The sequence below is a fragment of the Pseudomonas sp. 50_B genome, assembly GCF_017491625.1.
In the GTDB taxonomy this organism is placed as follows: Bacteria; Pseudomonadota; Gammaproteobacteria; order Pseudomonadales; family Pseudomonadaceae; genus Aquipseudomonas; species Aquipseudomonas danubii.
In genome coordinates, this window is sequence record NZ_JAFGYX010000005.1 from 13,009 (window position 1) to 37,878 (window position 24,870).

Annotated in this window: 23 protein-coding genes; 17 read left to right on the top strand and 6 right to left on the bottom strand. The window is 62.0% G+C overall.

Annotation, left to right across the window (positions count from 1 at the left end; translation table 11 throughout):
* Positions 1 to 261 precede the first annotated feature (261 nt).
* Positions 262 to 462 carry a hypothetical protein gene (locus J5M73_RS08475; RefSeq protein WP_102861491.1) on the top strand — a complete coding sequence of 67 codons (201 nt, stop codon included), beginning with the start codon at positions 262 to 264 and terminating at the stop codon, positions 460 to 462.
* A 376-nt stretch (positions 463 to 838) separates the two neighbouring features.
* Positions 839 to 2,314 (top strand): inorganic phosphate transporter, encoded by a 1,476-nt coding sequence (locus J5M73_RS08480; RefSeq protein ID WP_102861490.1) that lies wholly within the window; start codon positions 839 to 841, stop codon positions 2,312 to 2,314.
* A 127-nt stretch (positions 2,315 to 2,441) separates the two neighbouring features.
* Here J5M73_RS08480 and ccoM read toward each other — a convergent pair whose 3' ends face one another.
* Both ccoM and J5M73_RS08485 read right to left on the bottom strand, forming a co-directional pair.
* Positions 2,442 to 2,558 (bottom strand): cytochrome c oxidase subunit CcoM, encoded by a 117-nt coding sequence (gene ccoM / locus J5M73_RS32055; protein WP_015634423.1) that lies wholly within the window; start codon positions 2,556 to 2,558, stop codon positions 2,442 to 2,444.
* A gap of 144 nt (positions 2,559 to 2,702) precedes the next feature.
* Positions 2,703 to 2,864, bottom strand: a complete 162-nt coding sequence (locus J5M73_RS08485) for a hypothetical protein (RefSeq protein ID WP_162884110.1) — start codon at positions 2,862 to 2,864, stop codon at positions 2,703 to 2,705.
* Between the two features lie 199 nt (positions 2,865 to 3,063).
* Between J5M73_RS08485 and J5M73_RS08490 the strand changes: the two genes are divergently transcribed.
* The 3 genes from J5M73_RS08490 to J5M73_RS08500 all read left to right on the top strand — a co-directional run bounded on the left by J5M73_RS08490 (position 3,064) and on the right by J5M73_RS08500 (position 5,700).
* Positions 3,064 to 3,936: a LysR substrate-binding domain-containing protein gene (locus J5M73_RS08490; RefSeq protein ID WP_205413462.1), complete on the top strand. Its 873-nt coding sequence runs from the start codon at positions 3,064 to 3,066 to the stop codon at positions 3,934 to 3,936.
* A gap of 88 nt (positions 3,937 to 4,024) precedes the next feature.
* On the top strand, positions 4,025 to 4,495 hold the full coding sequence (locus tag J5M73_RS08495) for a RidA family protein (RefSeq protein WP_207815396.1): 471 nt from the start codon (positions 4,025 to 4,027) through the stop codon (positions 4,493 to 4,495).
* Positions 4,492 to 5,700, top strand: coding sequence for an aminotransferase class V-fold PLP-dependent enzyme (locus J5M73_RS08500; protein ID WP_207815399.1), 1,209 nt, complete (start codon positions 4,492 to 4,494; stop codon positions 5,698 to 5,700). Before J5M73_RS08495 ends, J5M73_RS08500 begins: the two co-directional genes overlap by 4 nt.
* Here the strand turns inward: J5M73_RS08500 and J5M73_RS08505 are convergent.
* Complete coding sequence (locus J5M73_RS08505; protein ID WP_102861487.1) at positions 5,697 to 6,038, bottom strand: aspartate-semialdehyde dehydrogenase; 342 nt, start codon at positions 6,036 to 6,038, stop codon at positions 5,697 to 5,699. The genes J5M73_RS08500 and J5M73_RS08505 overlap by 4 nt on opposite strands.
* A 218-nt stretch (positions 6,039 to 6,256) precedes the next feature.
* Between J5M73_RS08505 and rapA the strand changes: the two genes are divergently transcribed.
* Positions 6,257 to 9,106, top strand: a complete 2,850-nt coding sequence (gene rapA / locus J5M73_RS08510) for an RNA polymerase-associated protein RapA (RefSeq protein ID WP_207815401.1) — start codon at positions 6,257 to 6,259, stop codon at positions 9,104 to 9,106.
* A 64-nt stretch (positions 9,107 to 9,170) separates the two neighbouring features.
* On the opposite strand, the gene J5M73_RS08515 is transcribed toward rapA, so the two are convergent.
* Positions 9,171 to 10,517, bottom strand: a complete 1,347-nt coding sequence (locus J5M73_RS08515) for an MFS transporter (protein WP_102861485.1) — start codon at positions 10,515 to 10,517, stop codon at positions 9,171 to 9,173.
* A gap of 328 nt (positions 10,518 to 10,845) precedes the next feature.
* On the opposite strand from J5M73_RS08515, the gene J5M73_RS08520 reads away from it, so the two are divergent.
* On the top strand, positions 10,846 to 11,214 hold the full coding sequence (locus J5M73_RS08520) for a YkgJ family cysteine cluster protein (RefSeq protein WP_102861484.1): 369 nt from the start codon (positions 10,846 to 10,848) through the stop codon (positions 11,212 to 11,214).
* A 142-nt stretch (positions 11,215 to 11,356) separates the two neighbouring features.
* Entirely contained in the window at positions 11,357 to 13,633 is a 2,277-nt protein-coding gene (locus tag J5M73_RS08525; RefSeq protein WP_115581741.1) for an EAL domain-containing protein, read from the top strand.
* On the opposite strand, the gene J5M73_RS08530 is transcribed toward J5M73_RS08525, so the two are convergent.
* Positions 13,524 to 14,420, bottom strand: a complete 897-nt coding sequence (locus J5M73_RS08530; RefSeq protein ID WP_207815404.1) for an NAD(P)-dependent oxidoreductase — start codon at positions 14,418 to 14,420, stop codon at positions 13,524 to 13,526. The genes J5M73_RS08525 and J5M73_RS08530 overlap by 110 nt on opposite strands.
* Before the next feature lie 197 nt (positions 14,421 to 14,617).
* Here J5M73_RS08530 and J5M73_RS08535 point away from each other — a divergent pair, with 197 nt between their 5' ends.
* Positions 14,618 to 16,798 carry a hypothetical protein gene (locus J5M73_RS08535; protein ID WP_102861481.1) on the top strand — a complete coding sequence of 727 codons (2,181 nt, stop codon included), beginning with the start codon at positions 14,618 to 14,620 and terminating at the stop codon, positions 16,796 to 16,798.
* Positions 16,799 to 17,087: 289 nt separating this feature from the next.
* On the opposite strand, the gene J5M73_RS08540 is transcribed toward J5M73_RS08535, so the two are convergent.
* A complete protein-coding gene (locus tag J5M73_RS08540) occupies positions 17,088 to 17,393 on the bottom strand; it encodes a DUF2288 domain-containing protein (protein WP_102861480.1) in 306 nt (101 codons plus the stop codon).
* A 339-nt stretch (positions 17,394 to 17,732) separates the two neighbouring features.
* Between J5M73_RS08540 and J5M73_RS08545 the strand changes: the two genes are divergently transcribed.
* The 8 genes from J5M73_RS08545 to J5M73_RS08580 all read left to right on the top strand — a co-directional run bounded on the left by J5M73_RS08545 (position 17,733) and on the right by J5M73_RS08580 (position 24,870).
* Entirely contained in the window at positions 17,733 to 18,860 is a 1,128-nt protein-coding gene (locus J5M73_RS08545) for a branched-chain amino acid ABC transporter substrate-binding protein (protein WP_102861479.1), read from the top strand.
* 230 nt (positions 18,861 to 19,090) lie between these two features.
* On the top strand, positions 19,091 to 20,014 hold the full coding sequence (livH, locus tag J5M73_RS08550; protein WP_102861478.1) for a high-affinity branched-chain amino acid ABC transporter permease LivH: 924 nt from the start codon (positions 19,091 to 19,093) through the stop codon (positions 20,012 to 20,014).
* Positions 20,011 to 21,267 carry a high-affinity branched-chain amino acid ABC transporter permease LivM gene (locus J5M73_RS08555; RefSeq protein WP_102861477.1) on the top strand — a complete coding sequence of 419 codons (1,257 nt, stop codon included), beginning with the start codon at positions 20,011 to 20,013 and terminating at the stop codon, positions 21,265 to 21,267. The genes livH and J5M73_RS08555 overlap by 4 nt, the downstream gene beginning before the upstream one ends.
* Entirely contained in the window at positions 21,264 to 22,031 is a 768-nt protein-coding gene (gene livG, locus J5M73_RS08560) for a high-affinity branched-chain amino acid ABC transporter ATP-binding protein LivG (RefSeq protein ID WP_016967588.1), read from the top strand. Before J5M73_RS08555 ends, livG begins: the two co-directional genes overlap by 4 nt.
* Positions 22,032 to 22,733: an ABC transporter ATP-binding protein gene (locus J5M73_RS08565; RefSeq protein ID WP_025127774.1), complete on the top strand. Its 702-nt coding sequence runs from the start codon at positions 22,032 to 22,034 to the stop codon at positions 22,731 to 22,733.
* 148 nt (positions 22,734 to 22,881) lie between these two features.
* Positions 22,882 to 23,187 carry a DUF2282 domain-containing protein gene (locus J5M73_RS08570; protein ID WP_102861476.1) on the top strand — a complete coding sequence of 102 codons (306 nt, stop codon included), beginning with the start codon at positions 22,882 to 22,884 and terminating at the stop codon, positions 23,185 to 23,187.
* Between the two features lie 25 nt (positions 23,188 to 23,212).
* Entirely contained in the window at positions 23,213 to 24,103 is an 891-nt protein-coding gene (locus tag J5M73_RS08575) for a DUF692 domain-containing protein (protein WP_102861475.1), read from the top strand.
* On the top strand, positions 24,100 to 24,870 hold the full coding sequence (locus J5M73_RS08580; RefSeq protein WP_102861474.1) for a DNA-binding domain-containing protein: 771 nt from the start codon (positions 24,100 to 24,102) through the stop codon (positions 24,868 to 24,870). The genes J5M73_RS08575 and J5M73_RS08580 overlap by 4 nt, the downstream gene beginning before the upstream one ends.

Here is a 24,870-nt window from a genome sequence, read left to right on the forward strand (position 1 = left end):
CTCGCTCAGGTGACCCAAGGCTGCAATCGGTCACCTGTCGCAAGCGCTTGACCCCTAACCAGATTCGGCCAATCCGCTTGCAACAAACAACACTGTAGCTACGACAGTCGTTTTCATCCGGTGACGTGGCCGCATGCAACAAAAGGCTGGCTGGAAAGAGCAGGCCCCAAGGCCTCGGCAGGCAATCAGTCTGCTTTCTTGATAGTCGCCCACAAGCAATGCGTTGCACCGGAATGGACCCTTACTCAATTAGGTAACACTGTGACGAAAGACGAACTGCGCGCGGAACTTGAGCGCCAGGAACAACGTTACAAGGAAGTTTACGGCGGCGAGATCACCCGTTATGCCGCCCAACCGGAACCTGAACGCAAACCTTGGCGCAAACGCGCAAGTATTCGCGACCAGGCGTTCACCCAAGAACTGCAAAAGATGGAAAAAGAGCTCAAGGCCGAACAGCCATAATGCCGGCAGCCTGAGCTTCTCAGGGCTTGCTCTCTTGTCCGCTCGATCACCCCAGCGGCCAGGCAGACCATTGATGCTCGCTACCCCGGGCCCCTCACCGCCTCGCCCCACCCACAGCGAGAAACGGTACCCGGCAGGCCCTTTCGTTGAAATTTCATACAAGCGTTTGAACCCTCTCACTCCCGGGCTCAAACCCTCGTCATCGTGCTTTGGCCCAATAAACTCAATGACTTGCCACATTTGGCGAGAATTGGCGAAAACTCTGCTCCCGGTCAGTTTTTTCGTTGAAGAATGTTACCGGTTAGCACCTTGTGCATTGATTAGCAGGGTTTTCTGGCATAATCGCGCCCCCTTATGACCGGGTCAGAAAACCTTCATGATCGATTTATTCAGCGGACTGGATGCTTGGGTGCTTGTGAGCCTCTTGCTCGCCCTGGCTTTTGTCCTCGCCTACGAGTTCATCAACGGCTTTCATGACACCGCAAACGCGGTTGCCACTGTCATCTACACCAAAGCCATGCCGCCACACCTGGCCGTGTTCTTTTCCGGTGTCTTCAATTTCCTCGGCGTGCTGCTGGGCGGCGTCGGCGTGGCCTATGCCATCGTTCACCTGCTGCCGGTCGAGCTGCTGATCAATGTCAACACCGGTCACGGTCTGGCCATGGTCTTCTCGTTGCTGGCCGCGGCCATCGCCTGGAACCTGGGCACCTGGTACTTCGGCATCCCGGCTTCCAGTTCCCACACCCTGATCGGCTCGATCCTCGGTGTCGGCCTGGCCAACGCCCTGCTCAACGACATTCCCCTGGGGGACGGCGTGAACTGGCAGAAAGCGATCGATATCGGGGCCTCCCTGGTGTTCTCGCCGATGGCCGGCTTCCTTATAGCTGCGCTGGTGCTGATTGGTCTGAAATGGTGGCGTCCGATCTCGAAGATGCACAAGACCCCGGAACAGCGCCGCAAGGTCGATGACAAGAAGCACCCACCGTTCTGGAACCGCCTGGTCCTAGTGATCTCGGCGATGGCCGTGAGCTTCGTCCACGGTTCCAACGATGGTCAGAAAGGCATTGGCCTGATCATGCTGGTGCTGATCGGCATCGTGCCTGCGCAGTTCGTGCTGGACCTCAACAGCACTACCTACCAGATCGAGCGTACCCGCGACGCGACCCTGCACCTGAGTCAGTTCTACGAGCGCAACCACGACTCCCTGGGCGAGTTCCTGGCCCTGGGCAAGAGCGTGAAAGACGACCTGCCGGGCAAGTTCCGCTGCAACCCGCAACAGACCGAGCCCACCATCAGCGCCCTGCTGAGCAGCCTCAAGGGTGTCGCCGACTACCACTCGCTGTCGCCGGAAAGCCGTATCGAAGTGCGTCGCTACCTGCTGTGCCTGGACGACACGGCGAAGAAAGTGGGCAAACTGCCGAACCTGTCGGCCCGCGAAAAGGCTGACCTGGACAAGCTGCGCAAGGACCTGACCGCCACCACCGAGTACGCACCGTTCTGGGTGATCCTGGCGGTGGCCCTGGCACTGGGCCTGGGCACCATGATCGGCTGGAAGCGTGTGGTACTGACCATTGGCGAGAAGATCGGCAAACAGGGCATGACCTACGCCCAGGGCATGTCGGCACAGATCACCGCGGCGGGCCTGATCGGCCTGGCGAACATCTTCAGCCTGCCGGTCTCCACCACCCACGTACTCTCCTCCGGCGTGGCCGGGACCATGGTCGCCAACAAGAGCGGCCTGCAAGGCGGTACGGTTAAAACCATCCTCTTGGCCTGGGTCCTCACCCTGCCAGCGACCGTGGCCCTGTCTGCCGGTCTGTTCTGGGCGGCCTCCAAAGTCCTGGGTACCTGATACCCCAGCGCCAACAAAAAAGGTGCGCCCCTCGGGACGCACCTTTTTTTATGCCTTTTCGACAGGCAAAAAAAAGGGCAACCGAAGTTGCCCAAAATGCCTTGCGTGCTCGTTGCTCTGGAGAGACTTAAGGTTTTTTACGCTTATTCGCGTCTTTCCAGATGAAGAAACCAAACCCTGCGAAAAACAGAACCATGAGGCCGACAGTCAGCACTCCGGCGATCACCACATTGTCGAAAAACATGACTGGCCTCCTGCTCTTGCCCTGTTGCGATGGGGCTAAGTTAACCAAAGAGGCCGCGGGGAAAATTGACCGGGGTCAATGTCGCCCAAGACTGGGCGCGAGGAAGGGGAAATAACTGACCTGTATCAACAGAAAGCGCCCAGTTCAGCGCTTTTTCGGTTTGTTTTTCGGCTTTTTCTTGGCCTTGCCCAAAGGCATGGCCTGCTCGAATGCCTGGCGTACTTCATTCAGGCGTTTCTCGTTCAGGTCATGCACACGCTTGGCGCGTTCAGCATTCAGGTCGATCAGCTTGTCGTCTTGATTCATGGCTTGGCTGGCATCACTGGGAGGTCAATATCAACCGCACTGCTACAGGATGCAGAGCGGCCCTGGCGGATAGGCCAATAATGCGGCGTGACGCCGCACCTGACCAGTGATCAGACCGGCACAGAGGCAATAAAGTCGCTGCCGTGAAGAGTTTTTATCCGCACAATGGCCCTTTGCAAACCGCCCCACGGAGCCTGATGTGGAAATGCCCAAGCACCTGCCGCCACTACTGGCCCTGCGCGCATTCGAGGCCGTGGCCCGCCACCTGAGCTTTATCAAGGCGGCTCGGGAGTTGTGCGTGAGCCAGAGCGCGGTCAGCCATCAAGTGCAGAAACTCGAACAGCACTTGGGCCAACGCCTGTTCATACGTCGGACTCGCGCCATCGATCTGACCGCCACCGGCGACACCTACTACCGACAGATTCGCCCGGCCCTTGAGCAGATCGCCCAAGCCACCCAGGCGCTGCTTGCGCCCGCTGGGCAGCACGTTCTGCGCATCGGTCTGCTGGCGTCCTTCGCCACCTTGTGGCTGGCGCCTCGCCTGGCAGACTTCAACCGCCGCCATCCAAAAATCCAGTTGGAATTGCTACCGGCCATCGACCTGGCGGATGTCGCCGGCGCCGAGGTCGACCTGGCCATTCGCTACGGCAAGGGCAACTGGCCAAAGGTCCGGGCCACGCGCTTTCTCGCCGAGCAGCTATCGCCAGTCTGCAGCCCTGCCTTCAAAGCCACCTCCCTGGCCAACGGCCCCTTGCTGTTGGCTCGCTCCCATCAACCCTTCGAGTGGGATGACTGGAGCAGGCAACAGGCCATGGACCTGGCCTCCCACCCCAGGGTGATGCTGCACGACTACAACATCGTGGTGGAAGCGGCCGTGGCCGGCCAGGGCATCGCTATGGGGCGCCGCCAGTTGATCCAACGCCACTTGGCCCAGGGCAGCCTGGTGGATGCCTTCGACCTGCCCCCTTTGTGCAGCCAGATCGGCTATTGGCTGGTGACCGCTGAAGGAGCGTCGAACCCGGCTCTGGAGTGCTTTGTACAGTGGCTACTGGAGCAAGGCCTCGACCCATGAGAAATTCAGATACGTCGAATTAGATCTATCCGTTTGTCGCTCCTGGACTGAACGCGGATGCTGCAGGCCTTGCATCCGAGGACTTCCCATGAGCGACTCCCTGAAACACCGCGTACAGCAATTGGGGCTTGAGCTACCCGCCCCCAGCCAGCCAATCGCCAACTACGTCAACCATGTACGCAGCCAGAACCTGCTGCTGATCTCCGAACAGATTCCCTTGTTGCAAGGCCAACCGACCCTGCAGGGCCGTCTCGGCGAGAGTCTGACAGTGGAGCAAGGCACCCAGGCCGCCGAGCTCGCGGCCCTGGCCTTGCTGGCCCAGTTGAGCGCGGCGCTGGACGACGACCTGTCGCGGCTGCAGCGCATCAGCCGGCTCGGTGTATTCATTGCCGCCAGTGCCGATTTCCAGAGCCATGGCATCGTGGCCAATGGCGCTTCCAACCTGCTGGTCAACGCCCTGGGTGAGAAAGGCCGGCATGCGCGCACCGCGGTGGGTGTGGCCAGCCTGCCCGCCGGGGTCGCCGTGGAGGTCGACGCGATTTTCGAACTCAAGCCATGAGCCCCCTGGACCCAGCGCACCTCGCCCGTCTGCGCGAGGCCACACCCGGCTGCGCCCGGGTCTGTCACTTCAACCACGCGGGTGCTTCATTGCCCAGCCAGGGCACCCTGGACGCCATGCTCGGGCAACTGCAACGGGAAGCCAGTGAAGGGCCGATGGAGGCCGCCATCACCGGCGCACAGCTGCAGGAACAGGCCCGTGAGGCCGCGGCCCGGCTGCTCAATACCAGTCCCGCTGCAATCGCCTTTGCCAGCAGCGGCTCGGCAGCCTGGAGCATGGCCTTCAACGCCCTGCCGCCGTGGCAGGCGGGCGACCGGATTCTGGTGGGGCGCCATGAATGGGGTGGCAACCTGGCCTGCCTGGCCCAGGCGGTAAGTGCCGGCGCCCAACTGGAAATCATCCCCTGCGACCGCCATGGCGCGGTTTCGGTGGAGGCGCTGGAATCCATGCTCGACTCGCGCGTGCGCCTGATCGCCCTGACCTGGCTGCCGGCCAACGGCGGCTTGATCAATCCGGCCGCCGCCGTCGGCCAACTGGCCCGAAATAGGCGCATTCCCTATTTCATCGACGCTGGCCAGGCCCTGGGGCAACTGCCCTGTGATGTAGAGGCGCTGGGGTGCGACGTGCTCAAAGGCGCGGGACGCAAATACCTGCGCGGGCCACGGGGCACGGCCCTGCTCTATGTCAGGCCGGGTTTTCTGGAACAGTTGCAGCCACTGCCGCGGGATGTCTTGTCTGCTCCCTGGAACGGCCAGGGCTTCAGTTTGCGGGACGATGCACGGCGCTTCGAAACCAGCGAAGTTTCGCTGGTGCTGCTGGCGGGGCTGGCCAATGCCTTGCAGGAACTGAACAGCATCGGTATCGACGCCATCCGCCAGCGGATCAAGACCCTGGCCGACACGCTGCGTCAGGACCTCGACCGCCTGCCCGGCCTGCAGCGCCAGGACCTGGGGGTCGCCGGGCAGCAGTCAGGCCTGATTGCCTTCACCCTCAAGGGCTGGGACTGTTTTGCACTGAAGGAAGCGTTGGCTCGAAGGGGCATCAATATCGGAGCCAATGGCGTGGCCTACACCCCGCTGGACATGCAGGCCCGAGGCCTGCCCCAGATTGCCCGGATCGCCCTGAGCTATTTGAATACCGAAGCGGAAATCCAGCGCCTGCTGGAGGCGCTGACGGAACTGGCCGGACGCGGCCCCGCGGGCTAGACCTGCACGTCCACCCACAGGCCCTGGCGCGGGGCATCCTCGATCAGCGGTGCCACCGGCACGGTGTTGTCGGCGTTCAATTCGTCGCCGGGCACGGCCAGGTGCTGCTCTGGATCATCGTCGGCCTCACGCTTGCGCCGCTGCTTTTCCTGTTGGCGCTGCTGCTCTTCGCGCAGTAGCAGGGCCGACTGCTCGGCATCGCGCTTTTGCAAGTCGATGGTGCTTTCGTTGGAGCTTTCCTGCACCGGCACCACTGGCGGGATATCCGGACGCTGCCGGATCGGGTCCTGCTGGGCGGTGATGGGCACGGCACTCAAGGGGAGCATCGGTGGCAGCATGTTATGGGTCTCCTGTCGGCAGGCTGTCGGCTGCGGCACGGGCGACTTGAGCCATCGGTCGCAAAACTGTGACCCGGTCGTCAGCCGATAGTGCCCTCGGGGCCGACGAACGCCGCTGTACGCTACCTTTTATTCCAGGGTTTTTTATCAGAGTTCTTTGGACTGGAAGCGTCGTTCCGTTAAGATAGTCGGCTTTTTCAAAGCGGGAGTCAGGCAGCATGGCGCAGCAGTATCAACCGGGGCAACGCTGGATTAGTGACAGCGAAGCCGAGCTAGGTTTAGGCACCGTTCTGGCACAGGACGGTCGCTTGCTGACCGTGCTCTATCCGGCCACTGGCGACACCCGCCAGTATGCGCTACGGAATGCGCCCCTCACTCGCGTGAGGTTCTCTCCTGGGGACAGCATCACCCACTTCGAAGGCTGGAAAATGACCGTTCAGGAAGTCGACGACGTCGACGGCCTGCTGGTCTATCACGGCCTCAACGGGCAGAACGAGGCCGTTACCCTGCCGGAAACCCAACTCTCGAACTTCATCCAGTTCCGTCTGGCCAGCGACCGTCTGTTCGCCGGACAGATCGACCCGCTGGCCTGGTTCTCCCTGCGCTACCACACCCTGGAACACACCAGCCGCCAACTGCAGTCCTCGCTCTGGGGCCTGGGTGGCGTGCGCGCCCAACCCATCGCCCACCAGTTGCACATTGCCCGTGAAGTCGCCGACCGTATCGCGCCACGGGTCCTGCTGGCGGACGAAGTGGGCCTGGGCAAGACCATCGAGGCCGGCCTGGTCATCCATCGCCAACTGCTCTCGGGCCGCGCCAGCCGGGTGCTGATCCTGGTTCCGGAAAACCTCCAGCACCAGTGGCTGGTGGAAATGCGCCGGCGCTTCAACCTGCAAGTGGCACTGTTCGACGAAGAGCGCTTTATCGAAAGCGATGCCAGCAACCCGTTCGAAGACACCCAGTTGGCCCTGGTGGCCCTGGAGTGGCTGGTGGACGACGAGAAGGCCCAGGACGCGCTGTTCGCCGCCGGCTGGGACCTGATGGTGGTGGACGAAGCCCACCACCTGGTCTGGCACGAAGATCAGGTCAGCCCGGAATACGCCCTGGTGGAACAGCTGGCCGAGACTATCCCTGGCGTGCTGCTGCTGACCGCGACCCCGGAACAACTGGGCCAGGACAGCCACTTCGCCCGTTTGCGCCTGCTGGACCCGAATCGCTTCCACGACCTCGCAGCCTTCCGCGCCGAGAGCGAGAACTACCGCCCGGTGGCCGAAGCGGTGCAGGAACTGATGGATAAAGGCCGCCTGTCTCCCGAGGCGCACAAGACCATCCACGGCTTCCTCGGCAACGAAGGCGAAGCCCTGCTGGCCGCGGTCAACGACGGCAACAGCGAAGCCAGTGCACGCCTGGTGCGCGAACTGCTGGACCGCCACGGCACCGGTCGCGTGCTGTTCCGCAACACCCGCGCCGCCGTGCAGGGTTTCCCGGAGCGCAAGCTGCATGCCTACCCGCTGCCATGCCCGGACGAATACCTGGAACTGCCCCTGGGCGAACACGCCGAGCTGTATCCGGAAGTCAGCTTCCAGGCCCAGCCCGACGCCAGCGATGAAGAACAGCGCTGGTGGAAATTCGACCCGCGGGTCGAGTGGCTGATCGACCAGCTGAAGATGCTCAAGCGCACCAAGGTCCTGGTGATCTGCGCCCACGCGGAAACCGCCATGGACCTGGAAGACGCCCTGCGCGTGCGCTCCGGCATTCCGGCCACGGTCTTCCATGAAGGCATGAACATCCTCGAACGCGACCGCGCGGCCGCCTACTTCGCCGATGAAGAGTTCGGCGCCCAGGTGCTGATCTGCTCGGAAATCGGCAGTGAAGGCCGCAACTTCCAGTTCGCCCACCACCTGGTGCTGTTCGATCTGCCGTCGCACCCGGACCTGCTGGAGCAGCGGATCGGCCGTCTGGACCGGATCGGCCAGAAACACGTGATCGAACTGCATGTGCCGTACCTGGAAACCAGCCCGCAAGAGCGCCTGTTCCAGTGGTATCACGAAGCCCTGAACGCCTTCCTCAACACCTGCCCGACCGGCAACGCCTTGCAGCACCAGTTCGGCCCGCGCCTGCTGCCGCTGCTGGAAAACGCCGACGACGGCGAGTGGCAAGCCCTGATCGACGAAGCCCGTGGCGAACGCGAGCGCCTGGAAGCCGAATTGCATACCGGCCGCGACCGCCTGCTGGAGCTCAACTCCGGCGGCGCCGGTGAAGGCGATGCGCTGGTGGAAGCGATCCTCGAACAGGACGACCAGTTCGCCCTGCCGATCTACATGGAGACCCTGTTCGACGCCTTCGGTATCGACAGCGAGGACCATTCGGAAAACGCCCTTATCCTCAAGCCCAGCGAGAAGATGCTCGATGCCAGCTTCCCCCTGGGCGACGACGAAGGCGTGACCATCACCTACGACCGCAACCAGGCGCTGTCCCGCGAAGACATGCAGTTCATCACCTGGGAGCACCCGATGGTGCAGGGCGGCATGGATCTGGTGCTGTCCGGTTCCATGGGCAACACCGCTGTGGCGCTGATCAAGAACAAGGCGCTCAAACCCGGCACCGTGCTGCTTGAGCTGCTGTATGTGAGTGAAGTCGTGGCCCCGCGTTCGCTGCAACTGGGCCGCTACCTGCCGCCGGCCGCCCTGCGCTGCCTGCTGGACGCCAACGGCAACGACCTGTCGGCACGGGTGGCTTTCGAGACCCTCAACGACCAACTGGAAAGCGTGCCCAAGGCCAGCGCCAACAAGTTCATCCAGGCTCAGCGCGACCAGCTGGCGCCGAAGATCAACGCTGGCGAAGCCAAGGTCGCACCGCGTCACGCCGAGCGCGTGGCCGAGGCGCAACGGCGCCTGGCGGCCGATACCGATGAAGAACTGGCGCGCCTGACCGCGTTGCAGGCGGTCAACCCGACCGTCCGTGACAGCGAGCTGGTCGCCCTGCGCAAGCAACGGGAACAGGGTCTGGCGATGCTGGAAAAAGCCGCCCTGCGCCTGGAAGCGATCCGGGTGCTGGTGGCGGGCTGATTGCCCGACGCCAAGCGCTAAACAAAAGGCCCGCATCGTGCGGGCCTTTTTTTTATCTGCCAGATCAGACCGCCAACGCCGTCGCCGCAGGCTCAGCCAGCGCCAGCCCCTCCTTCATGCGCTGGGCATCGCGGACAAAGCAACGCGCGGCCTGGAACAGAAACAGCAGGGTCAGGAACAGCGCCACCGGAATCAGGTACATGGCGTCGTGCAGGCCGATGGCCTTGAACTCCTCGGTCATCAGCTCGGCACCGGCGGCATACATCGCCGAGTGGGCGAAGTGATCCGACAGCGCGCCGACCACCACTGGCCCCAACCCGCCGCCCAGCAGGTACAGACCGGCGAAAAACAAGGCCATGGCCGTGGCCCGCAAACGGGGTTCGACCACGTCCTGCAAGGCGGTATAGACGCAGGTGTAGAAGTTGTAGGCAAACAGCCAGCCGACGCTGAACACTGCAACAAATACCCCGATCTCGACGCGCCCGGCATGCAACGCCCAGCCAGTGGCCAAGGTCGAGATGACCAGGCTGCAGGCCGCGAACAGCAGGCGGCCGTTGGCAACCCGCTGATGAATCTTGTCGGCGACCCAGCCACCCAGGGTCAAACCCACCAACCCGGTCACACCGACAATCAGCCCCGTCGCCATGGCCGCCTCCTGCAAGGGCATGAGGAAGTAACGCTGCAGCATCGGCACCAGGAAGGAGTTGCAGGCGTAAGTGGCGAAGTTGAAGGTCAGCCCGGCCAAGGTCAGCCAGAGAAAGGTCGGAATCGCCAACACCCGGCGAATCGGACGGTCGACAGGCACTTGCGCCACCTTCACCGCTTCCGCCGCGCCGCGCTTGGGCTCCTTGATGAAAAACATGAACACCGCCAGCACCAACCCGGGTACCGCAGCGATGAAGAACGGTGCCCGCCAGCTGTCAAAAGCCTTGACCATGGCCCCGATGGTGAAGAACGCCAGCACCAGCCCCAGGGGCAGCCCAAGCATGAAGATACCCATGGCCCGGGCCCGGCGGTGCGCGGGGAACAGGTCGCCGATCAGCGAGTTGGCCGCCGGTGCGTAGCTCGCCTCGCCAATGCCCACCCCCATGCGCACCAGCAGGAAACTCCAGAAACTGCCGACCATGCCGTTGACCGCCGTCAGCCCGCTCCACACCGCCAGGCCCCAGCCCATCAGCTTGCTCCGCGAGCCGGTATCGGCCAGGCGCCCGAGGGGCAGGCCGGCGATGGCGTAGACGATGGTAAAGGCGGTGCCGATGATGCCCAGCTGGAAGTCACTCAAGTGCCATTCCATGCGGATCGGCTCGATGATGATGGCGGGAATGGTGCGGTCGAAGAAGTTGAACAGGTTTGCCAAAAACAACAGGAACAGAATGCGCCAGGCATTTGCCGCTTGAGTCGAGTTATCCATGGGGTCGATCTCTTTATTGTTATTCGGCCAGACGCGAGCGAGCCTGGAAGCTGCAATCTAGTCAGGCCCGGCTTGGCTGTCTGTGATCATTCGTCAGCCTGATATCAAACCATCGCATGCCGGCCCCGGCCGCGACCTTCAAAACCCTCACAGCGCGGCGCGGCGAATTCGCCACAGCCCCCATTACCCGGGGCTTTCCCAGTCTTTTCAAGGGCTTGGCCGGCACTGAAAAAATACCTGGCGCCCCCCCTTCCCAAGGCCGATGGGAAGCCTAGAATAGCCGCCTTGCCTGCCCCCCTTACCCTTCCCTCTCCCTTTGAATACGCCTATGTCCGAAGCCAGTCCGTGTCTGAATTGCGGTGCCTGCTGTTCATACTTTCGTGTGTCTTTTTTCTGGGGCGAATGCGCCTCATCCGGTGGCACGGTCCCCGACGATCTGGTGCAGAGCATCAGTCCCACTCGGGTAGCCATGCTCGGCACCGACTGCAAATCGCCGCGCTGCATCGCCCTTGAAGGCGAGGTCGGCCAGGGCGTGAGCTGCTCGATTTATGAGCAGCGTTCCAGCCCCTGCCGGGAGTTCGAAGCCTCCTGGGCCGACGGCCAGCACAACAGCGACTGTGACGCCGCCCGGGCCGCCTTTGGCCTGGCGCCCCTGGAGCCGCTGGATCACGAGCCCTGGTTCGAGAAAAGCGCATAGCACCATTGGCGATAGGGCTCATAAGCAAATCATTAGAGCCAGATTGCCACCTCCCATTGCAGCCAACAGGTGCCTTCTATACTGCAAGCACTTGTTGGCGCGCGGGTCCGCCGACACCACATGACTCAGAGATGGGCATGCTATGGAATGGCTGGGTCTGCATTTCCTCACCGAGCTTCCAGATAGCGGGCAAGTGGTTCTGCAATGCAGTCACAACCCGGTCCTGGTGCTGCTGGCTTATCTGGTGGCCTGTGCCGCCAGCTTCGCGACACTGGATATGGCCGAACGTGTCAGCCACGTCGAACAAGCCACCCATCAACGCCTGTGGCGCTGGGTCGGTGTCTGCTGTCTGGCCGGCGGTATCTGGGCCATGCACTTCATCGCTATGCTGGCGCTCGAAGTCCCCCTGGAAATCCAGTACGACCTGCCACTGACCCTGGTTTCCCTGCTCCTCGCCCTGATCGCCGCCTGGCTGGCAATGAACACCTTGAGCCATATCGAGCTGCCGCTCTGGCGCTATGGCGTGGCCTCGGTGTGGATTGGCCTGGGCATCTGCTGCATGCATTACGTGGGCATGGCCGCTATGCGCTCCAGTGCCAGCCTGTACTACGAACCCATGCTCATGGGGCTGTCGCTGCTGGTGGCGATCGGCGGCAGCCTGGCCGCGCTGCTGCTGTCCCGGCACTTGCGCGATGGCAGCGGGATGTTCCATCAACTGCTCAAGTACGCCAGCAGCCTGGTGTTGGGTGGCGCCATCGTGCTGATGCATTTCACCGGCATCTGGTCCATGACCCTGGTGCTGCCCGCAGGCAGCCTGCCGACCTCAGTGGCACCCAACGGCCACATGCAACTGGGCCTGACCCTCAGCGTGATCACGCTCCTGATCATCGCCAGCGGTATCAGTGCGGCCCTGGCGGACAAGAAGCTGCAGCACAAGGAGCGGGACCTGCGTCGGGTCAACGCCTTGCTCTCGCAACTGGACCAGGCCAGGGCCTCGCTGCAGCAGGTGGCTCATTACGATGCCCTGACCAACCTGATCAACCGCCGTGGCTTCAACCAGCTGTTCGCGGAAAAACTCATGGAGAAAAACACCTTCGGCGGCATGCTGGCGGTGATGTTCCTCGACATCGACCACTTCAAGCGAATCAACGACAGCCTCGGCCACGATGCCGGCGACGAGTTGCTCAAGGTCATCGCCGGGCATATCAAGAGTTCCACCCGCAGCCATGAAGACGTGGTGGCACGCCTGGGTGGAGATGAATTCTGCATTCTCATCAACCTCCATGAGCGAGATGAGGCGCGGCTCATGGCCCAGCGCATCATGCAGAAGATGAAGGAACCGATCGAACTGGGGGGCCGGCGCATGGTGATGACCACCAGCATCGGCATCAGTGTCTTCCCTGACGACGGCAAGACCTGCGAGGAGCTGCTGAAGAACGCCGACCTGGCGCTCTATCAGTCCAAGGGTGCCGGGCGCAACAGCCTGCACTTCTTCAGCTCCAACCTGAAGACCCGCGCCACCCTGGAGCTGCAACTGGAAGAAGAGCTGCGCAATGCCCTGCGCGACGATCAAGGGCTGCTGCTGTATTACCAGCCGATCTACGACCTCAAGCTCGGCAGGGTCACCAAGCTCGAAGCCCTGGTCCGCTGGCAACATCCGCAGCATGGATTGCTGTTACCGGATCGCTTCATCGACATTGCCGAAACCAACGGCATGATCGCCGAGCTGGACAACTGGGTATTGCGCAAGGCTTGCGAGGACCTGGCCTACCTGTCCCAAAACGGCAGTGGCGAGTTGAAGATCGCAGTCAACTGCTCGGCCCTGAACCTGACCCGTGACACCCTGGCCGAGGAAATCGCGGCCGCCCTGCGTGACGCCCAGGTCGCCCCGCAACGCCTGGAACTGGAGGTCACGGAAAACGCCCTGATGGGCAACATCGCCAGTACCCTGGCCCTGCTCCAGCAGATCCGCGACCTGGGCGTATCCCTGTCGATCGACGACTTCGGCACCGGTTACTCATCCCTGGCCTACCTCAAGCGCCTGCCGCTCAATACCCTGAAGATCGATCGATCGTTCATCCAGGACATCCCCAAGTCGACCCAGGACAGGGAAATAGTCCAGGCAATCATCGTCATGGCCCACACCCTGCACCTGCAGGTGGTCACCGAAGGGGTCGAGACCCTGGAGCAGCAGCAGTTCCTCGAACACTACGGCTGCGACTACCTGCAGGGCTACCTGCTCAGTCGCCCGGTGCCGCTGCAGGACCTGGGTCGGGTACTGGATGAACTGAACCAGCGCCACGACAGGCTCAATCTGCGGATGCCGGGTCTCGATAGAGGCGAATCAGGGTCGCCGGGTCCTGCTCCAGATAGCCCTGCCCACCATGCAGACGCATCAACTGCGCAGCTAATCCGCTGATCGGCGTAGCCGAACCCTGCTCCCGGGAAAACTTCACCGCACCGTCCAGATCCTTGAGCAGGGTCCGCACATGCCATTTCACCGGTTCGAAACGGCTCTCAGCCATCTGCGGGGCCAGGATCTGCAACGGCTTGGAGTCAGCGAAACCGCCGGCCAGGGCCTCGGCAATCAACCGTGCATCCACGCCGGAACGCTCCGCCAGGGCCACCACTTCGGCAATCACCAGGGCATTGCAGGCGACGATCATCTGGTTGCAGGCCTTGGTGACCTGGCCTGCCCCCACAGCCCCCATGTGCGTGACCCGCTCCCCCAGGGCCAGCAACACCGGGCGGACCCGTTCGATATCCGCCGCCTCGCCGCCCACCATGATCGCCAGGCTGCCGGACTCGGCACCGGGGGTTCCACCGGAAACCGGGGCATCGACCCAGGCCATGCCGGTGTCGCGAGCCAGCATCGCGGCCATCTCCCGGGTGGCGGTGGGTTCCAGGCTGGACAGGTCCAGCAGCAGTTGCCCGGCCCGGGCGCCCTGGGCGATGCCATCGGCAGCAAACACCACCTGGCGCACCACGTCAGTGTTGGCCAGGCACAGCAGCACCAGATCCGCGTGCTCGCACAGCTGCGCGGGTGTGGCCACTTGTCGCGCCCCGGCGGCCACCAGGGGCGCGCACTTCTGCGGATTGCGGTTCCACACCGTCAGCGGATAGCCCGCAGCCAGCAGGCGCCGGCACATGGGCCGCCCCATCAGGCCGATCCCGGCAAACCCGAGTGAAGGTAACGCTGACATCATATTGCCCCCATTTGATTAAAGATCATCGAATACTGGCCGATTCATCATGATTCAGGAAAGGATTCCCCCGAGCGACGCTCAGTAAATACCCTGACGCCTTGGGCAAAATTCGCGCTCCACGCAGCGGCGAGGTCCCATTCCGTGATGGTTCGCTGACACCTCGTCTCGAGCCAACCAGACCAGGCATATGGCGCACAATGACTTCTAAAAACAATCCTGCCAACGCAGTCTCCGAGATGACGCTGACCTCCCCCACATCAAGCCACTCAGATACGAAGCCATTGTCCAGTTCACGCCCCCTGTCGACCCAGCAGTACCTGTATTTCACCGAAACCAACACCGACCGCATCCTCGACAACCTCGATGGCCTGCGCGACTCCGTGTTCCCGCGCCCGCCGCACCTGGAAGACGAGCAGGAAAATCGCCGTGACCAGGAATTCCCGTCGGTGTGCCTGATCGGCCTGGGCCGCTGCGGCTCCAACATCGCCCTGGATGTGGCGGAGCTGGTGTACAACGCCCGCAAGTTCTACCTCAACGAATTCAATAACGAAGACAAGGCCTACGAAGGCGGCTACAGCCCCGGCCAGTGGATCCGCCAGAACCTGCGCCTGGGCCAGAGCAAGGCCAGCAAACCGGTATTCCTGGTGGAGCCCCTGGTGATGCTCGGTGACCTGGACAAGGACATCGCCGGGCGCATCCGCTTCTCGCGCAAGGGCGAAAAGAGCGGCTTCATCCGCGACTACAGCAAGATGAAGATCATGGACCTCTCGGAAGTCCACGCCGGTGGCGCCGGTAACGCGCCGATCCTCGGCCAGTACCTGGCCAAGATCATCCTCAACAAGGACACCCAGCGTTTCTCCAGCCCTGACTGGAAAATGATCCACTCGTACCTGATCGACTCCTGCGGGATCAAGGCCAACCAGTCGCGCCTGTACTTCTCGATCTTCAGTGCCGGTGGCGGTACCGGTTCGGGCATGGCTTCGGAGTTCGGCCTGGCCCAGCAGTACTCGTACATGAACAAGACCTTCGACACCAAGCCGATGGACGAGCACGACAGCAAGAGCGGGCACTCCTTCGTCTTCGAGCCGATCTTCACCAGCGGCATCTGCGTACTGCCGAACATCTCGGACCATCGCAGCGAAATGTCCGAGGCGCTGCACATCAACGCCGGCCGCCTGCTGTGCAAATACCTTTCGGAAGAGTGGGACTTCTCCTACAACTTCGACAATGAAGACAGCAGCGAAGCCAGCGTCATGGGGCGGATCCGCCCGTGGAACGCGATGATGCTGATCTCCAACGACATCATGCGCTACGCCGAAGAAAGCGATGACGGCAACATCCAGAACATCGACGTCAACGCCATGGAGAAGCACGCCAACCAGTACATCTCCCAGCAGATCTTCAACATCCTCACTGCCCAGGCAGTGACCACCGACTACGACCAGAACTACTTCCGTCGCGCCGGCATCGACATCGGCGAGACCATCCGCCTGGACGCCAACGACCTGTTCATGAGCCTGGCCGGCCCGGTGGCGATCGCCTACGCCGAATCCGTGGTGCCGGAGCAGCCGGTGCCCACCGGCGACAAGTTCAAGGTGTTCGAGAAAGAGCCGCAGCGCCTGAACATCGACGACCTGTTCTTCCGCTCCATCGACCTGCCGCACTTCAACAAGGTGACCCAGGCCATTGAAGGCATCAGCCTGCTGCCCATCGAGTCCAAGCGCTATCGTGCGGCTCTGGAGCAGTACAAGGCCTCGGGGTATGACGCCGCGGCGCTGCACGACCTGCACTTCTTCAAGAACTGCTCGTCGGTGGTATCGATTGTGTCCCTGCCCAAGGACTACAAGCTGTCCTACATGGACCTGAACCGGCTCAAGACTCACCTCAACAGCCTGTTCCCCAACACCACCCTCAAGCGCTACGCGCTGGTGATCGGCGCCTCGGCCAACCTGTCGCTGACCACCCTGATCGCCAAGAGCCCGTGCCTGTCGGATGACTTCCTGACCCTGATCGTGGCCTTTATCAAGCGTTGCTTTGCGCGCAATCCGTACCGTTTCGACGACACCCTGGACAACTCGGTGCTGGATTTCATCGTCAGCGAGCAATTCGACGAAGACCGCATCGACGATCTGCTCAACGAATTCGAGAACCCGGCGAAGATCCTCGATACCAACTGGTATGCGATCAAGCCGATGTACGAGAAGAAGTACCGCGAGCTGATCAATGACAAGGACAAGTTCGTCTCGATCAACGACATCCGCCTGTCCCGCGATTGCGTGAAGAAGGCCATCAAGTACCTGCGCGAGATCTACCGTCACCGCATCGGCAAGACCCGGGTCATCTCCCTCAATAGCCACACCGGCAAGACCGCCTATTAAGAAGGGCTTCGCCAGCGAGCCGGCTCCTACACAGCAGGGAAAAAACCTGCTGCCCTGTAGGGGCGGCCGGGCGGCGTTCCGCTCGCCGGCCAATGGTCAATTTGTTCACACCACGAAACAATTAAGCAGCTCGTCGGACCGACTTGAAACTGTGCCCCTTCCGTGAACGTCACCCTGACTGAAATCCCTGTGGGGCCTTTCTCCACGGCAAGATGCCATCACTGGACTCACGGTTACTCGGCTACACACTTTTGTCCGACAAAATAGCGCACCAGATTGGCGCACACCTTCAGCGCGGCGCCCTCTCCTGGGTCAGAATCCAGGGCGAGACCACCACGGCCCACAGCTGCGGATCACGCTCCAACAGATCGGACGCCCGCGTCGCAGACAGCTTTTCAACCTTCCCTTCGGCCAGCCAGGCCGCGACTTTTTGTGCCTGATTCTCCGCTACCGCCTGGGCCGCCTCGATCAGATCCAGGTCGGCGTCGACCCACAATAGGGCACCCTTGGCAAAGAACGGCTCCAGTTCCTTCCAGCTGATAGATGCGGTCTCACCAAGCAGCTTGGCATAGAGGGTGCTAGGTTCTTGAGTCATGGGACTGTCCAGAAATGAAATCGGCGCAATCATAACGTCGGTGCTCTGGCAGAAAAACCCAGAAGCAAATGCATCACCGATCGAGAAGCTCAGAAGCGCCAGGGACTGACGCCGAACCGGGCGCGAGCCACGCCGCAAATCTGTCTTTTTCTTTCGATTAAGCGACACCCCGCGTTTTTGCCCCCAGCCGCCAGCTTTTCAAGCGAACAACCGGCGCTCTACACTGTACCGGTACAGTTGCCAGGGGCACTTCCGACGGATATTCGCGATATATCTGATTCGGTTCTGCGACCAAGGCCGCCGGAACTATAAAAATTACAACAGTAAGAGTGGAGCACTATGAATAAGGCTACTAAGCAGATTTCCAAACTGTTTGCCGCTATGGTCCTGGCCGGTGTTGCCAGCCATTCGTTCGCAGCTGACACCATCAAGATCGGTATCGCCGGCCCCAAGACCGGCCCGGTAGCCCAGTACGGCGACATGCAGTTCAGTGGCGCAAAAATGGCCATCGAGCAGATCAACGCCAAGGGCGGCGTCAACGGCAAGAAGCTCGAAGCCGTTGAATACGATGACGCCTGTGATCCAAAACAAGCCGTGGCGGTGGCCAACAAAGTGGTCAACGATGGCGTCAAGTTCGTGGTCGGCCACCTGTGCTCCAGCTCCACTCAACCCGCTTCCGACATCTACGAAGATGAAGGCGTGATCATGATCACCCCGGCAGCCACCAGCCCGGACATCACCGCCCGTGGTTACAAAATGGTGTTCCGCACCATCGGCCTGGACAGCGCCCAGGGCCCTGCCGCCGGTAACTACATCGCCGACCACGTGAAGCCAAAAGTCGTGGCCGTACTCCACGACAAACAGCAGTACGGTGAAGGCATCGCCAGCGCCGTGAAGCAGACCCTGGAGAAGAAAGGCACCAAGGTGGCCGTGTTCGAAGGCATCAACGCCGGCGACAAGGACTTCTCTTCGCTGATCGCCAAGCTCAAGCAAGCCAACGTCGACTTCGTCTACTACGGCGGCTACCACCCGGAGCTGGGCCTGATCCTGCGTCAATCCCAGGAAAAGGGCCTGAAGGCCAAGTTCATGGGTCCGGAAGGCGTGGGTAACGACTCCATCTCGCAGATCGCCAAGGACGCGTCCGAAGGCCTGCTGGTGACCCTGCCCAAATCCTTCGACCAGGACCCGGCCAACGTCGCCCTGGCTGACGCATTCAAGGCCAAGAAAGAAGACCCGAGCGGTCCTTTCGTATTCCCCTCCTACTCCGCGGTTGAAGTGATCGCTGGCGCCATCACCAACGCCAAGAGCGAAGACGCGGCCAAGGTGGCTGAAGCCATCCACGCCGGAACCTTCAAGACCCCGACCGGTGACTTGAGCTTCGACGCCAAGGGCGACTTGAAAGACTTCAAATTCGTGGTCTACGAGTGGCACTTCGGCAAACCTAAAACCGAAGTCTCTCCTCAGTAAGGCGCGCCCTGACTGACTGCCAATAAAGCCCACGGCTCGCCGTGGGCTTTGTTTTACGAATGTATGGGCCTGTGTTCCGTGATCCGGAATCCCGCCCACCTGAAAATCTCAAAACCGTCATCAGCGGTTCGCTGGCAAAACCCAGCCCGAAGTGGGTGCAGATCCACGGGGCCTGGGCGGGAAAATGACTCCACCAGTGAAATGCGTATCAGGTTTTTAGGAGCGTTGTAATGCCTGACCTCTATCACTTTTTCCAACAGCTAGTTAACGGTCTCACCGTTGGCAGCACGTATGCCCTGATCGCCATCGGCTATACGATGGTTTACGGCATCATTGGAATGATCAACTTCGCCCACGGCGAGGTGTACATGATCGGCTCCTATGTGGCGTTCATCGCCATCGCCGGGCTGGCCATGATGGGACTCGACAGCGTACCGCTGTTGATGACCGCAGCCTTTATCGCGAGCATCGTCGTCACCAGTGCCTACGGCTACAGCATCGAACGGATCGCCTACCGCCCCTTGCGGGGCAGTAACCGCCTGATCCCGCTGATCTCGGCCATCGGCATGTCGATCTTCCTGCAGAACACCGTTCTGCTGGCGCAAGACTCCAAGGACAAATCCATTCCCAACCTGATCCCGGGCAATTTCTCCATCGGGCCAGGTGGCGCACATGAAGTGCTGATTTCCTACATGCAGATCGTGGTATTCGTGGTGACCCTGGTCGCCATGCTCGGTCTGACGCTGTTCATCTCCCGTTCTCGTCTGGGTCGCGCCTGCCGTGCCTGTGCCGAAGACATCAAGATGGCCAACCTCCTGGGGATCAATACCAACAACATCATCGCCCTGACCTTCGTGATCGGCGCCGCACTGGCGGCCATCGCCGCCGTGCTGCTGAGCATGCAATACGGTGTGATCAACCCCAACGCCGGTTTCCTGGTGGGCCTCAAGGCCTTCACCGCAGCGGTCTTGGGCGGCATCGGCAGCATTCCGGGCGCGATGCTCGGCGGGCTGGTGCTGGGGGTGGCCGAAGCCTTTGGCGCCGACGTGTTCGGCGACCAGTACAAGGACGTCGTAGCGTTCGGCCTGTTGGTTCTGGTGCTGTTGTTCCGTCCGACCGGCATTCTGGGCCGTCCGGAGGTTGAGAAAGTATGACTAGGAATCTTAAATCGGCGCTATTTAGCGCCTTGCTGGTCTGGGCCGTCGCCTACCCGGTACTGGGCCTGAAACTGACCATCGTCGGCATCAACCTGGAAGTCCACAACACCAGCCCGACCATCCTGGCCACCATCGCGGTGTGCTCGGTGCTGATGTTCCTGCGGGTGCTGTTCCATAGCCAGATCAGCGCCGCCTGGAAGTCCTCTCCCAGCATGCCGCTGATTCCGGCCAAGGCCAGCAACTTCCTGACCCTGCCGGGCACCCAGCGCTGGATCATCCTGGCATTGATCGTCGTTGCCCTGGTCTGGCCATTCTTTGGCTCCCGCGGTGCGGTGGACATCGCCACGCTGATCCTGATCTACGTGATGCTGGGCCTGGGCCTGAACATCGTCGTCGGTCTGGCCGGCCTGCTGGACCTGGGTTACGTGGGGTTCTATGCCGTCGGTGCCTACAGCTACGCGCTGCTCTCGCACTACTTCGGCCTGAGCTTCTGGATCTGCCTGCCGATCGCCGGGATGATGGCGGCCACCTTCGGCTTCCTGCTGGGCTTCCCGGTGCTGCGCCTGCGCGGTGACTACCTGGCGATCGTGACCCTGGGCTTTGGCGAGATCATCCGTCTGCTGCTACGCAACATGACCGATCTCACTGGCGGCCCGAACGGCATCAGCAACATCGACAAGCCGACCTTCTTCGGCCTGACTTTCGAGCGCAAGGCAGCAGAAGGCATGCAGACCTTCCACGAGTTCTTCGGCCTGCAATACAACTCGATCAACAAGGTGATCTTCCTCTACCTGGTGGCCCTGCTGCTGGCGCTGGCGGCGCTGTTCGTCATCAACCGCCTGCTGCGCATGCCCATCGGCCGTGCCTGGGAAGCCTTGCGTGAAGACGAGATTGCCTGCCGCGCGCTGGGCCTGAACCCCACCGTGATCAAGCTCTCGGCCTTTACCCTGGGCGCCGCGTTCGCCGGTTTCGCCGGCAGCTTCTTCGCCGCGCGCCAAGGCCTGGTGACCCCGGAGTCCTTCACCTTCATCGAGTCGGCGATCATCCTCGCCATCGTCGTGCTGGGTGGCATGGGCTCGCAGCTGGGTGTGATCCTGGCGGCGATCGTGATGATCCTCTTGCCTGAAATGATGCGTGAATTCAGCGAATACCGGATGTTGATGTTCGGCGCCATGATGGTGCTGATGATGATCTGGCGTCCTCAAGGTCTGCTGCCCATGCAACGTCCTCACATGGAGCTGCGCAAATGAGCCGTGAGATCCTCAAAGTAACCGGCCTGTCGATGCGCTTCGGCGGCCTGCTGGCGGTCAACGGCGTGGCCCTGACCGTCAAGGAAAAACAAGTGGTGGCGCTGATCGGCCCGAACGGCGCCGGCAAGACCACGGTGTTCAACTGCCTGACCGGTTTCTACCAGCCAAGCGCCGGCAGCATCCTCCTGGACGGTGAGCCGATCGAAGGCCTGCCGGGCCACCAGATCGCCCGCAAGGGTGTGGTGCGAACCTTCCAGAACGTGCGCCTGTTCAAGGACATGACCGCGGTCGAGAACCTGTTGATCGCCCAGCACCGTCACCTGAACACCAACTTCCTGGCCGGTCTGTTCAAGACCCCGGCGTTCCGCAAGAGCGAGCGCGAAGCCATGGAGTACGCCGGCTACTGGCTGGACAAGGTCAACCTGCGGGAGTTTGCCAACCGTCCCGCAGGCACCCTGGCCTACGGTCAGCAACGGCGCCTGGAAATCGCCCGCTGCATGATGACCCGCCCGCGGATCCTCATGCTCGACGAGCCGGCCGCCGGCCTCAACCCCAAGGAAACCGAGGACCTCAAGGCGCTGATCAGCGTGTTGCGTGAGGAGCACAACGTCACCGTGCTGCTGATCGAGCACGACATGAAGCTGGTCATGAGCATTTCCGACCACATCGTGGTGATCAACCAGGGCACGCCCCTGGCCGACGGCACGCCGGAACAGATCCGCGACAATCCCGAAGTGATCAAAGCCTACCTGGGGGAAGCGTAAATGCTGCAGTTCGAAAACGTTTCCACCTACTACGGCAAGATCCAGGCGTTGCACAGCGTCAACGTCGAGATCCGCCAGGGCGAAATCGTCACCCTGATCGGCGCCAACGGCGCCGGCAAATCCACCCTGCTGATGACCCTCTGCGGCTCGCCACAGGCCCACAGCGGCAGCATCCGTTACCTGGGTGAAGAGCTGGTGGGGCAAAGCTCGGCGCAGATCATGCGCAAGAGCATTGCCGTGGTGCCGGAAGGCCGCCGGGTATTCGCCCGCCTGACCGTGGAAGAAAACCTCGCCATGGGCGGTTTCTTCACCGACAAGGGTGACTATCAGGAGCAGATGGACAAGGTCCTGGAGCTGTTTCCACGGCTCAAGGAGCGCTTCACCCAGCGCGGCGGCACCATGTCCGGCGGCGAGCAGCAGATGCTTGCCATCGGTCGCGCGCTGATGAGCAAGCCCAAGCTGTTGCTCCTGGACGAACCGTCCCTGGGCCTGGCGCCGATCATCATCCAGCAGATCTTCGACATCATCGAACAGCTGCGCCGCGACGGCGTGACGGTGTTCCTGGTGGAGCAGAACGCCAACCAGGCGCTGAAGATCGCCGACCGCGCCTATGTGCTGGAAAACGGCCGAGTGGTGATGCAAGGCACCGGCGAAGCGCTGCTGACCGATCCGAAGGTGCGCGAAGCCTATCTGGGCGGCTAAACACCTGCGTTACAAAAAACGGCCCTTCGGGGCCGTTTTTTTTATTCCGGGAGAAAAAACTGTCCCGGGCTGTAACGAATGCCAATGAGCCTTCTCTAGAGGGGTAAGCAAGCACAAATGCTTCCTTACCCAACCGATCTGGAGAAACATCATGAGCACCACTCGCACCCTGTCCGCCACCGCCCTGGTCCTGGCCCTGGGCTCCGCCCTGAGCATCGCTGCCGTCTCCACCACCGCCCACGCCGCCGACGACATGGAGAAATGCTTCGGCGTGGCCATGAAGGGCAAGAACGACTGCGCCGCGGGCGCCGGCACCAGCTGCGCCGGCACCTCCAAGGTCAACGACCAGGCCAACGCCTGGAAACTGGTGCCCAAGGGCACTTGCGAAAAAACCGCCAGCAGCACCTCGCCCACCGGTTTCGGCCAGCTCGAAGCCTTCAAAGCCAAGTCCTGATCCTGCGCCAGCCTGAGTGTCGATGATGAACACCGCCTTGATCCCACGTCCCCGCCACGACATTCAGGCGTCCACCCCGAGCCTGCCGCCCTGTGCAGGCCTGGGGCTCAAGAGCCAACACTTCAAGGACGTCCTCGAACAGCGTCCCGACATTGGCTTTTTCGAGGTGCATGCCGAGAACTACATGGTGGCGGGCGGGCCCTTCCATCATTACCTGGGCCTGATTCGCCAGGAGTATCCCCTGTCGCTGCACGGTGTCGGTCTGTCCATTGGCGGCGAAGGCCCCCTGGACAGCGAGCATCTGCGGCGCCTGGCGGTGTTGATCGAGCGCTATCAACCCCAGTCCTTTTCCGAACACCTGGCCTGGTCGAGCCACGGCCCGGTGTTTCTCAACGACCTGCTGCCCCTGGCCTACGATGTGCCGACCCTGCAGCGGGTCTGCGACCACATCGACCAACTGCAGAATCATCTGGGGCGAACCATGCTGCTGGAAAACCCCGCTACCTACCTGCAGTTCCAACGCTCGACCCTGGACGAGACGGACTTCATTCGCGAAGTGATCCAGCGCAGCGGTTGCGGCCTGCTGCTGGACGTCAACAACCTCTACGTTTCCTGCATCAACCACCAGCGCGATCCCCTGGCCTATCTGCAGGCACTGCCGCTGCAGGCCGTGGGCGAGATCCATCTGGCCGGGTTCGCCGAAGACCGGGACAACCTCGGTGATCGCCTGTTAATCGACGACCACGGCGCCCCGGTGGACCGGGAAGTCTGGGCCCTGTACCAACAGGTGCTGGGGCGAATCGGCCCCATGGCCACCCTGATCGAACGGGACAATCAGGTGCCGAGCCTGACCACGCTGCTGGGGGAGGCCGCTCAGGCCCAGGCGCTGTTACACCAGGCGCGGGTGCAGCCATGAGCGACCACGCCCTCTTTGCCCAGGCGCTACTGAGCGCCGAATCCATCTGCCCGGAGGGGCTTTGCAGCAGCAACGGCGCCGATCCGGCCAGTCGCTTCGCGGTCTATCGCAACAACGTGCAAGGCTCGCTGATCAACGCTCTGGCGGAGGCCTACCCAGTGCTGGCGCAACTGGTGGGGCAGACATTCTTCAACGCCATGGCCCGTCTGTATGTGCAGGATTACCCTCCATACAGCCCGGTGATCAACGACTACGGCCAGGACCTGGCGGACTTCATCCAGGGTTTCGCTCCGGCAGCGACCCTGCCCTATCTGGCCGATATGGCGCGCTTGGAACGGCTGCGGGTCGAGGCTTATCACGCCGCCGACGCCGAGCCTCTGCAACCGGCCCAACTGCTGGCGGCAATGAACCAGCCCGATCGCCTCGGCCAGCTCTGCCTGCAGTTGCATCCGTCACTGCGCACCCTGCACTCGGCGTTCGCCGTCGTCAGCCTGTGGGCCGCTCACCAGAGCGACGCTGCCTGGCCGGCGTTCGACTTGCACCAGAGCCAGCACGCCCTGGTGCTGCGCGATGCCCTGGAGGTGCGGGTGATCGCACTGGACGCCGGCAGCGCTACCTTCATCGACAGCCTGCGCCACCACTGGCCGCTGGAAATCGCCGCCGCTTATGCCCTGGACGCCCAGGCCGACTTCGACCTGGGCCAGTGCCTGGGGCTGCTGCTGGCCCACGGCGCCCTCATTGACCTGCAACCTCACCAAAAGGCTTGA

What these genes read in the sequence shown, in the direction of transcription:
- J5M73_RS08480 (WP_102861490.1), top strand. Translation starts at nt 839, where the DNA reads ATGATCGATTTATTCAGCGGACTGGATGCTTGGGTGCTTGTGAGCCTC.
- ccoM (WP_015634423.1), bottom strand. Translation starts at nt 2,558, where the DNA reads ATGTTTTTCGACAATGTGGTGATCGCCGGAGTGCTGACTGTCGGCCTC.
- J5M73_RS08485 (WP_162884110.1), bottom strand. Translation starts at nt 2,864, where the DNA reads ATGAATCAAGACGACAAGCTGATCGACCTGAATGCTGAACGCGCCAAG.
- J5M73_RS08495 (WP_207815396.1), top strand. Translation starts at nt 4,025, where the DNA reads ATGAGCGACTCCCTGAAACACCGCGTACAGCAATTGGGGCTTGAGCTA.
- J5M73_RS08500 (WP_207815399.1), top strand. Translation starts at nt 4,492, where the DNA reads ATGAGCCCCCTGGACCCAGCGCACCTCGCCCGTCTGCGCGAGGCCACA.
- J5M73_RS08505 (WP_102861487.1), bottom strand. Translation starts at nt 6,038, where the DNA reads ATGCTGCCACCGATGCTCCCCTTGAGTGCCGTGCCCATCACCGCCCAG.
- rapA (WP_207815401.1), top strand. Translation starts at nt 6,257, where the DNA reads ATGGCGCAGCAGTATCAACCGGGGCAACGCTGGATTAGTGACAGCGAA.
- J5M73_RS08515 (WP_102861485.1), bottom strand. Translation starts at nt 10,517, where the DNA reads ATGGATAACTCGACTCAAGCGGCAAATGCCTGGCGCATTCTGTTCCTG.
- J5M73_RS08520 (WP_102861484.1), top strand. Translation starts at nt 10,846, where the DNA reads ATGTCCGAAGCCAGTCCGTGTCTGAATTGCGGTGCCTGCTGTTCATAC.
- J5M73_RS08525 (WP_115581741.1), top strand. Translation starts at nt 11,357, where the DNA reads ATGGAATGGCTGGGTCTGCATTTCCTCACCGAGCTTCCAGATAGCGGG.
- J5M73_RS08530 (WP_207815404.1), bottom strand. Translation starts at nt 14,420, where the DNA reads ATGATGTCAGCGTTACCTTCACTCGGGTTTGCCGGGATCGGCCTGATG.
- J5M73_RS08535 (WP_102861481.1), top strand. Translation starts at nt 14,618, where the DNA reads ATGACTTCTAAAAACAATCCTGCCAACGCAGTCTCCGAGATGACGCTG.
- J5M73_RS08540 (WP_102861480.1), bottom strand. Translation starts at nt 17,393, where the DNA reads ATGACTCAAGAACCTAGCACCCTCTATGCCAAGCTGCTTGGTGAGACC.
- J5M73_RS08545 (WP_102861479.1), top strand. Translation starts at nt 17,733, where the DNA reads ATGAATAAGGCTACTAAGCAGATTTCCAAACTGTTTGCCGCTATGGTC.
- livH (WP_102861478.1), top strand. Translation starts at nt 19,091, where the DNA reads ATGCCTGACCTCTATCACTTTTTCCAACAGCTAGTTAACGGTCTCACC.
- J5M73_RS08555 (WP_102861477.1), top strand. Translation starts at nt 20,011, where the DNA reads ATGACTAGGAATCTTAAATCGGCGCTATTTAGCGCCTTGCTGGTCTGG.
- livG (WP_016967588.1), top strand. Translation starts at nt 21,264, where the DNA reads ATGAGCCGTGAGATCCTCAAAGTAACCGGCCTGTCGATGCGCTTCGGC.
- J5M73_RS08565 (WP_025127774.1), top strand. Translation starts at nt 22,032, where the DNA reads ATGCTGCAGTTCGAAAACGTTTCCACCTACTACGGCAAGATCCAGGCG.
- J5M73_RS08575 (WP_102861475.1), top strand. Translation starts at nt 23,213, where the DNA reads ATGAACACCGCCTTGATCCCACGTCCCCGCCACGACATTCAGGCGTCC.
- J5M73_RS08580 (WP_102861474.1), top strand. Translation starts at nt 24,100, where the DNA reads ATGAGCGACCACGCCCTCTTTGCCCAGGCGCTACTGAGCGCCGAATCC.